This is a genomic window from Cecembia lonarensis LW9 (assembly GCF_000298295.1).
GTDB classification, from domain to species: domain Bacteria; phylum Bacteroidota; class Bacteroidia; order Cytophagales; family Cyclobacteriaceae; genus Cecembia; species Cecembia lonarensis.
Window position 1 is genome coordinate 1 of sequence record NZ_AMGM01000129.1, and the last position, 8,431, is coordinate 8,431.

At 43.4% G+C, this 8,431-nt stretch carries 9 protein-coding genes; 3 read left to right on the forward strand and 6 right to left on the reverse strand.

Features of this window, described 5'->3' with window-relative positions; genetic code table 11:
- Together B879_RS19645 and B879_RS19650 are read left to right on the forward strand one after the other, a co-directional pair.
- Positions 1–217: 3-keto-disaccharide hydrolase (locus B879_RS19645; RefSeq protein WP_040401335.1), on the forward strand; the 217-nt coding region annotated here is incomplete at its 5' end.
- Between the two features lie 25 nt (positions 218–242).
- Positions 243–1,592, forward strand: coding sequence for a Gfo/Idh/MocA family protein (locus B879_RS19650; protein ID WP_009186976.1), 1,350 nt, complete (start codon positions 243–245; stop codon positions 1,590–1,592).
- 1,119 nt (positions 1,593–2,711) lie between these two features.
- On the opposite strand, the gene B879_RS19655 is transcribed toward B879_RS19650, so the two are convergent.
- Complete coding sequence (locus B879_RS19655; protein WP_009186977.1) at positions 2,712–3,392, reverse strand: hypothetical protein; 681 nt, start codon at positions 3,390–3,392, stop codon at positions 2,712–2,714.
- A gap of 466 nt (positions 3,393–3,858) precedes the next feature.
- The gene (locus tag B879_RS19660) at positions 3,859–5,088 is read right to left on the reverse strand and encodes an FG-GAP repeat domain-containing protein (RefSeq protein WP_009186978.1); all 1,230 of its coding nucleotides are present in this window, start codon (positions 5,086–5,088) and stop codon (positions 3,859–3,861) included.
- Between the two features lie 609 nt (positions 5,089–5,697).
- Here B879_RS19660 and B879_RS19665 point away from each other — a divergent pair.
- The gene (locus B879_RS19665; protein ID WP_009186979.1) at positions 5,698–6,102 is read left to right on the forward strand and encodes a VOC family protein; all 405 of its coding nucleotides are present in this window, start codon (positions 5,698–5,700) and stop codon (positions 6,100–6,102) included.
- A 215-nt stretch (positions 6,103–6,317) separates the two neighbouring features.
- Here the strand turns inward: B879_RS19665 and B879_RS19670 are convergent, their stop codons facing one another.
- The 4 genes from B879_RS19670 to B879_RS23455 all read right to left on the reverse strand — a co-directional run bounded on the left by B879_RS19670 (position 6,318) and on the right by B879_RS23455 (position 8,418).
- Positions 6,318–6,527: a hypothetical protein gene (locus B879_RS19670; RefSeq protein WP_009186980.1), complete on the reverse strand. Its 210-nt coding sequence runs from the start codon at positions 6,525–6,527 to the stop codon at positions 6,318–6,320.
- A 425-nt stretch (positions 6,528–6,952) separates the two neighbouring features.
- A complete protein-coding gene (locus tag B879_RS19675; protein WP_157231737.1) occupies positions 6,953–7,900 on the reverse strand; it encodes a DUF4097 family beta strand repeat-containing protein in 948 nt (315 codons plus the stop codon).
- Positions 7,893–8,279 carry a TM2 domain-containing protein gene (locus B879_RS19680; RefSeq protein ID WP_009186982.1) on the reverse strand — a complete coding sequence of 129 codons (387 nt, stop codon included), beginning with the start codon at positions 8,277–8,279 and terminating at the stop codon, positions 7,893–7,895. Before B879_RS19680 ends, B879_RS19675 begins: the two co-directional genes overlap by 8 nt.
- Entirely contained in the window at positions 8,272–8,418 is a 147-nt protein-coding gene (locus B879_RS23455) for a DUF2752 domain-containing protein (protein ID WP_262481916.1), read from the reverse strand. Before B879_RS23455 ends, B879_RS19680 begins: the two co-directional genes overlap by 8 nt.
- Positions 8,419–8,431: the final 13 nt, after the last annotated feature.

Consider the following 8,431-nt stretch of genomic DNA (forward strand, 5'->3'; position numbering starts at 1 on the left):
AGAATGGAACCAACAAGAAGTCATTGTCCAGCATCCCTACATCAAGGTGATCCTCAACGGAACCACCATATTGGAAGGGGATTACCTGGAAGCCAGCAAAAACGGCACCCTGGACCAAAAAGAACATCCCGGTCTACAGCGAAGCAAAGGCCATATTGGCTTTTTGGGACATGGAGACGTGGTCCACTTCCGCAATATCCGAATCAAAGAATTATAGGCAACAAACAATTAATAATATCCCAATGAATAAAAATTTTCAAGTGATCAACCGCAGGGACTTTTTGGTAAAGTCTGCTTTAGGAGCTGCTGGTTTGGCATTGGCTCCCCACATATTGGCACAGGCCAAAGCCGCAGGTAAATTGAGAACAGTGCATATTGGTTTGGGCCCCATGGGCATGGAAGACCTGGCCGCCATTGCTTCACACCCAGAGGTGGAAGTGGTGGGCTTGTGCGATGTGGACAGCAAGATGCTGCAGCGAGCCAAGGCCCTGTATCCTAATGCCAAGACCTATCCCGACTACCGGGTAATGCTGAAGGACATGGAAAACGAGTTTGACGCCGCAGTCGTCTCCACTCCTGACCATACCCATGCCCCGGCATCCTTAATGGCCATGGAAATGAACAAGGCCATCTATTGCCAAAAACCGCTAACCCACCATGTGTCTGAGGCCAGGGCCATGAAAAAAATGGCCGAAGATAAAAACCTGATCACCCAAATGGGGATTCAGGTACATTCTTTCTACGACTACCAACTGGCCACCCTGCTGATTCAATCGGGTATCATCGGAAAAGTGCATACCGTAAGGGCATGGTCTCCTAAAAACTGGGGCTATGATGGTCCCGAACCTACCGGAAGCGATCCCATACCGGAAAACCTGGACTGGAACCTCTGGCTAGGTACAGCACCCAAGCGGGCTTACAAGGAAGGTTATTACCATCCGGGCAATTGGAGAAAAGTGATGGATTTCGGTTGCGGTACCCTGGGCGATATGGGCGTACATATTTTTGATACCCCTTACAATGCCCTCCAACTGGATGTACCCCGTACCATACGAACTGAATGCAGGAAGCCAACTGGATTTGGGTTTCCTGAAAACAATACCGTAACCTATGAATTCCCTTCAACACCCTACACCGCAGAGACACTCAAATGGGTATGGTACGATGGCCCCGGTGCACCGGCAGACCACGAAGACCTTAAACTTCCCAATGGGGACAAATTACCGGAACAGGGCGCCATGTTCATGGGAGAAAAAGGCAGGCTGCTTTTGCCGCACTTTATGGAACTTCCCCGTTGGATTGTGGATGGGCAATACAAGGAATTTGATGTGAAGCCTTTCAATCTGGGTGAACCTGTGAAGGATTATGCCGGAGAAAGCAAAAAGCATTACCATCAGTTTGTGGATGCCTGTTTGGGCAAAGGGGAATGCACGGCACCTTTTGAATACTCGGCCAGACTTACGGAAACCATCCTATTGGGGGTAATTGCGGGTAGATTCCCCAATGAAACTCTGCATTGGGACAGCAAAAAAGCCCGTTTTGCTGAGAAAAAAGCCAATAAGTTTCTGGGCGGCAAGTACCGGAAATTCTAAAGAAATAAACCGCAAAAGTAATGATTCTTAACCGCCATGGACGCAAAGAATAAATCGCAAAGGTGGGCTCTGAAGCCAAGGGTTGATGCAGAGTCCTCCCCTAATTTCATAGCGAAACCTTAGCGCTCATGGCGGTTTTTTACTAATCTTCGCTTTTGAATTCAATCCTTTCAGGGTTGGGATTACCCATGGCTATAATTACACCTGACCACCGGATTTCATCCGGGGCAAATACCCTTAAAGGGATTAAATCCCTCTGGGATTTTCTCGATCAAGCAGGTAATAAACAAAAAAGAAGAAGAACTCCTCTAAAAAAGAAATAGTCAATACCCTTTAATCAGTGTTTATCTGTGACTAAAATCAACATCTGCGGATTGGAATTCCGCCCTATCGCTTCACGAAATTGCAAATTCCAAGAAGCACAGCAAGTCCATCATTTTTTAGATTTCTCCTTCGTCCCTGCCTGACCGAACGGACAGGCCCGCCTGAACGGTTCGGGCAGGGAAATGACAAGTTGAGGACTTTGACACTAGCAGCCCTTGTGTAAATTGAACTCTACTTTTTATCCCACCCTGCACCCTGGCCCGTCACTAAAATGATCCAAAGGGATCATTTCTTGACGTTCCGTCCTCTTGTCTCTAGTTTCTAATTTCACCCCTTAATGAAATCCTTAAAAACCTCAACTCCTTAATGGTTCAATACTTTCGAAATCAGCCTTCCGAAATCCGACTTTTCCCTTTTTCCTTGATTCTAACTAAGTGTATCTCAGTGATTACTCTATGTAGCCCTGCCTTCCGCAGGCAAGTGGGTGTAATCCAAAAAAATCATTCTCCTCAAGTACCGATCCCGTCAACCCTCAAAGCTCCAAACCATTCTTCATTCTTAACTCTTCATTCTACATTTCCCACCCTGCACCCTGGCCCGTTGCTAAATCCCGATAGTTATCGGGACCAAAGGGATCATTTCTTAGCGCAACGTCCTCCCATATCCTAGCCTCTCACTAAGTCCCTTCATCCCTATATCTCTCCGTCACTTAGTCCATTAAACCTTAAACCCTTAAACCTTAAGCAATTAACCTTTAAACCCTTAAGCTTTAATCCATTAAACAATACTCCTCACTCAATTATCCCCTACCGCAATCTTCCCCTCCCTAAACAGATCAAAACTCAAAGAAACATAAAACACATTGGCCCTGAAATTCTCATAAGGCCTGATCAGCGCTCCAGTATCCCCATCGGTAGCTGTAAAGGAGCGGTTGAAGAATTCTGTTGGGTAATATTTGATCTTGATATTGCCACCTCCTGGAAGATTCATTCCGGCAAAAAAGGAACTCTGCCACCGGTTGACCCGGTCACTGAACCAGACATTGAAGCGCTCCACCCTGCGCTCATCCACAAAGGTCCGCTCCCTGTAATTCACTGCCCACTCTAGTTCATAGCCGGCAAAGAAAAACTGACTGTTGAGATTCCCAAACTTTATACCCAAGGGCACGCCTACATTATAAGTCCTTACCTTCTTTCTCACCGATGGGGATTCATCAAATATAAATCCCACGTTTCTCAGGTTAGCCCCGGTAAACCAACCGAAATTGGGGCTTTGATCAAAATTCAGGAAGTTTTGAAAGTTGAACACAGGGGCCCATCGCAAAACATTGTTGTAATCCTGCACAGTTCCACCTGAAAATATCCATTCCCCTCCCGAGCTCCAATAGGTTTTGGGAAAGATGCTGACCTCCTTTTGCGCTTGGAGGATAAAAGGTATTTGAACCAGAAAAATGAGCAATAGTAAAGTCTTTTTCATATAGCCATCAGTTTGAATAAAATAATGAAACAAGGTACAAATTCCCCCACCCTTTTAAAAATAAAACCGCCATGAACGCAAGGGAAAAGGAATAAAGTTAGCGTACGCAGCCATTCTTGCACATTATACGGACAAGAATATTAGTGGAAATCCGCAAGCCTGCGCTAATCCAGTTTTCCATGATGTCGTTATTGATCTGATTTACCCATTTGAGATCCTTCACAAGCATCAAACCAGAAGAATTTGTGAAAATCCGTGTAATTCCTGCCTGCAGCAGGCAGGAGTGGACAGTCATTTGCGGGTTAAAAATCTGCCCTATCGCTTCATGAAACTACACATTTCAAGAAGCCTTTTCCCATCTTCTTGGACTTTTAAGCTGTAAACTCTTAAACATTAATCAAACGCCACTTTTTCCTTTTGCCTTGGCTCTTGGTTCTTATTCACAACTCCAACTGGATCTCTCACTTCAATCAGTCAAAGGGATATTTTCGTGACTCCCGGCCCTTTTCTGCTCAAAAACAAAAACCCCCTTCTTATTGCCTACAATAATATCCACCAAGCCATCCCCGGTAATGTCTTCGGTAACCACATGCACTCCTACACCGGAATCATCATCAATCCGATGCGGTATCCATCGGGGTTCGGGCCCAGGCACAAACTCATACCAATACAGGTAAGGCGGATCAAACTCCCCCGGGTCAGTCCCTAAATGGGCGAAAAAGCGCTTGCCCGTCACAAAATCAGGCAATCCATTGGAATTGATATCCACCAAAGACAAGGCATGGGTCTGGGTGTAGCTGCTGTCAATCACATGGGTTTTCCAGGAAACACGACCATCAGCTCCCTTAATTTGCTCATGCCACCAAATGCCCTGATCGTGGGCAGAAGAGGACAATACATCCATCAGACCATCACCGTTAAAATCATAGGCAAACATCTGGGCACTGGCTTCTCCCAAGTCAGCAGCATGAAAGATCCAAGAGCTTTGGGTCGGATCCTCCGGAGCCTCCCACCAGCCTTCTCTGATAATCACATCCATCCTTCCGTTCCCGTTCATATCCCCTACGCCAAGACCATGGGAAAAAGGGGCCGTCCCAGGACTTTCATTTCTACTGATGGGAAAAACAGTCCATGCCTTCCCATCGGGGCTTGAAGGTGCCTTTAACCAAATCATTTCCCCTGTGGCGGCATTACTTCCGACAATCTCCAAAAAGCCATCTCCATCTATGTCATAAAAGCCCGCAGACTCATTGCCCAAGGTGGGGAAAATAGCATGGGCCTTCCAATAGCCGCCCTGATTTTTGGGGTTTTCATACCACATCACTTCCCTACCCGGGAAACCGATGCGCACAAAATCGATCCAACCATCCCGATTGACATCCATGGCATGACAGACAAAAGCATTGCTGTACCCTTTGTCATATTCGTATTTGACCGGTTTGGTCATTTCATGCCTGGTCCAATGGGGGGCTTCAAACCAATAAGCGCCGGCCATCACATCCATCAGTCCATCATTGTTGACATCTCCTATGGCCACTCCTTCCGCCAGAAACTCATTAGTCAGTACATGTTTTTTGAAGGTAATCCGCTCACCATTTACTACCTGTAAACTTTCCTGTGCGTTTACCTGAAGTGAGAATATCAAAAATAAAATAGACAATAAGGAAAGATAGGTTCTTAGGGAAAGGCAATTCATACGATTTCAATGACTTATCTAAAAGTAATTGTTTTCCTTGGAACTTGCAAAGCACATCAAAACCTCAAGTTGGTTCAAGTCTTCAGACTTGGACCCCCTTAACTACAGTCTTCAGCCCGAAAAAAGCGGATTCAAAATCCTACCTATCACTTCATGAAACTACACATTTCAAGAAGCTTTTTTTACCTCAACTTGTCCCGTTTCTACGGGATAGCAACAGAGAAAACATAGTTTGGTACCTGCAAATGTTTACTATGTGAACTATTGTGGCTATGTGGCAACAAAATTAAATTTTTCTTACCCATACTGTTATTTTCCAAAAAACGACGCTGTTATTTCAGCCTGCGTCTAGCAAGTGTGTTCATCATCATTTATCCCTGCCTTCCTAAGGAAGGTCTGGTTTAATTCTCAATAAGTGCAGCTTCAATTTTAAAAGTTAACAAAAAAAATAAATTAAACTTTAATCTGAATATAATTGTATTTCAACATTAATTTTTTGAATCTAATTGTATTATTCAAAAATATTACTACATTTATTTTATATACCACGCAATAAAACACTATCTTTATAGCGTTTTACAAACATATGTTTTCAAACCCCCGTATGATATGCCCTCAGTGAAAACCAAACCAAGCAAAATTATTACCACAAGACTGATTACCAATCTTTTTACAGACAAACTCCAGGAAAGTAAACACTTTTATGAAGACATCCTGGACTTCAGAGCTGACTTTGAAAGCAATTGGTACATCAACCTTAAATCATCCGATCAGCAAATGGAAATCGGACTTATCCCTAAGGACACCGATCTGATTCCCCAAAATTATATACAACATCCCAATGGGGTCAACCTGGCTTTCGTGGTCAACGACCTGGATGAGGTGTATGAAAGAGCGCTGAACAACAACGTCCGCATTATTCTGAAACCGGAAGATGAATTCCTCGGGCAGCGCAGAATGCTCATCGAAGATCCCAATGGCCTGCTATTGGACATCTCAAGCAGGATCTTTTAAAGCACATTGATACATTAAGAAAAATCCACGGCTTACACCGTGGATTTTTTTTTACCCAAACCTAAGTCAACCAAAAATGCCCAATGGCCCGAGACCATCGGACATTTTTAGACCTAAACACATTTATTCGATCATTAAAAAGTCACATTAGAAACACTTCCTAAAAAAAATCTTAACCTTTTCTTAAAAAATCTCCCTCCAAAAGAGGAATTGAATCAGGCCATAGCTTTCTTACTCTCCTCCTCTGAGGATTTCAGATAAAAGTAAATAAATCCGATCTGAGGCAATACAAACAAGAGAACCTTTGGAATTATAGATCCACTTGCCTCTACTTGTACACCAAGTAGATTGGAAACACTCAAAACCGTAACCACAGCCAAAAATGCAATAACATTGGCCAGAATCAATTTGGTCTTATTTTTCATAATTATACTGGTTGATTAAACTTAAATTAAAAGTGAAACAAAATAAAATTGATGTCTTTTTTACTGCTAAAACACTAATTTCTCTGCTAAGATGAAACAAAAAAATTAAATTACAAACACCTGAAAACCAATCCAAAACATGTAAAAAGGCACTATTTCAAACAGCCTGAACTATACAAACCTTTAATTGTAGGTCACTAAAAAGAATATGCATTTTACCCTGAAATCAGCCTTGAAAAAAAATTTAAATTTTTTTCATTTTTTTTTCAGGCAATAAAAATACCGCATCAAAACAACAAAAAATCCAGAGTTCTCACCCCGGATTTTTTAAGCTTTAACACCCTCAGTTTTAAAGCCTAAATCATTGAACCAAATACCTCCCCCACTTTTTCCTTCTGTCTTTTAACTTGGCTCTAATTCTTGACCTAATTCGCAATTCTGATGCTTCCGCTGCGCGAACTACCTCTGATGGTATGTGCAGCCGCATTATCAATTTTAACCTGCTTACCGGAAGCCTTTTCTCCTACCCTGACAGAACCACTTCCCGTACTCAGGTCAAAGTTGAAATCATCCAAATCCGAAAAAGTCTGAATGCGGATACTGCCCGAACTGGCATTCAGCTGCGTACCTTCTCCCAAACCTGAGCCTTCTGCCCTGATACTTCCAGAACTTGTGCTTAAATCACCCAAATGTACGACTTCTCGCAGTTTGATGGAACCAGAACTGACTTTGGCATCCACCCTGCCTTCCACCTTTTCAAAACGCATGCTACCCGAGGAACCTTTGGCCTCAATGTCCCCTACAACATCTCGTAAGGTCAAGCTACCCGAACTTACCTGAGAGTTGACCTTACCATAAAGTCCCTCACCTTGTATACTACCGGATGAGGACCGGATATTGATATCACCCACTTCCAATTCCGAAGCCTTGATACTGCCGGAACTCACATTGAGATCAATCACATCATGCCTCACATTCATCACCTCCAAAGAACCTGAAGAGTTACTAAGGACCAGCTTGATTTCTTCAGGACCGGTAAGACTGATGAACCCTTGGCGGTTACGACCAAAGTTAAATCCTGTGCTGGAGGACTCACCGATTACTTCTATTTTTAGCTTGGAACCGGATTTACGGAATTTGATATCAAAACCACTGCTTTCAGGAGCTTCCAAGAAGGCATTCATAAATACCTCCTGATCCCCTTCCCTTCCCTCATAAGATACTTCCAAAAACCTGCCATCAACTTCAATCTCTTTAATACCCAAAAACTGCTGCTCATAAGACTTGGTATAGGTTTTCTCAGCTACTGCACAGGCACTCAACAGCAAACCCAAAACCAAGGCCAATCCCATTTTCATCCCGTGTTTATTCATGACTGCTTACAGTTGGAGTAGAAGATCCGCCACCATTGGACATCATGGACAAAGTCTCATGTGCCACTTTGATGTTGTACTCATAGGCCAAACTCTTGTAGTTGACCAAATCCACAATCGTACCGATAAAACAAAGTCCCAATGTCAGGATATATAGAATACCCAGTCCTATCTGTCCAAGGATAAAACGGTGCAGTCCCGCAAATCCGAAGAAACCAAGCAAGCAAAGAATCAAAATCATCTGATTGTCTTTTCTTCTGGCACGGTAAACCTGCGCGAATAGCCCTGCCTGCTCATCATCCATATTTTTCAAAATGCCTTGGATGTAACCCAATTCCATACCTTCCAGTTCTGGAAGATGTCTCAATACATTAGCCATAATTTTTAGTTGTTTTGATGTTTCTAATAAGTTGAATGATTCTGAAAACAATCACTGCGAAAGCAAACATGGCCAAAGGATGCATGGACCAAGATGCCTTAAGATCCCCTTTGCTAAGCAAACTCATCGCCCTTCCCAAACCACAGCCCGGG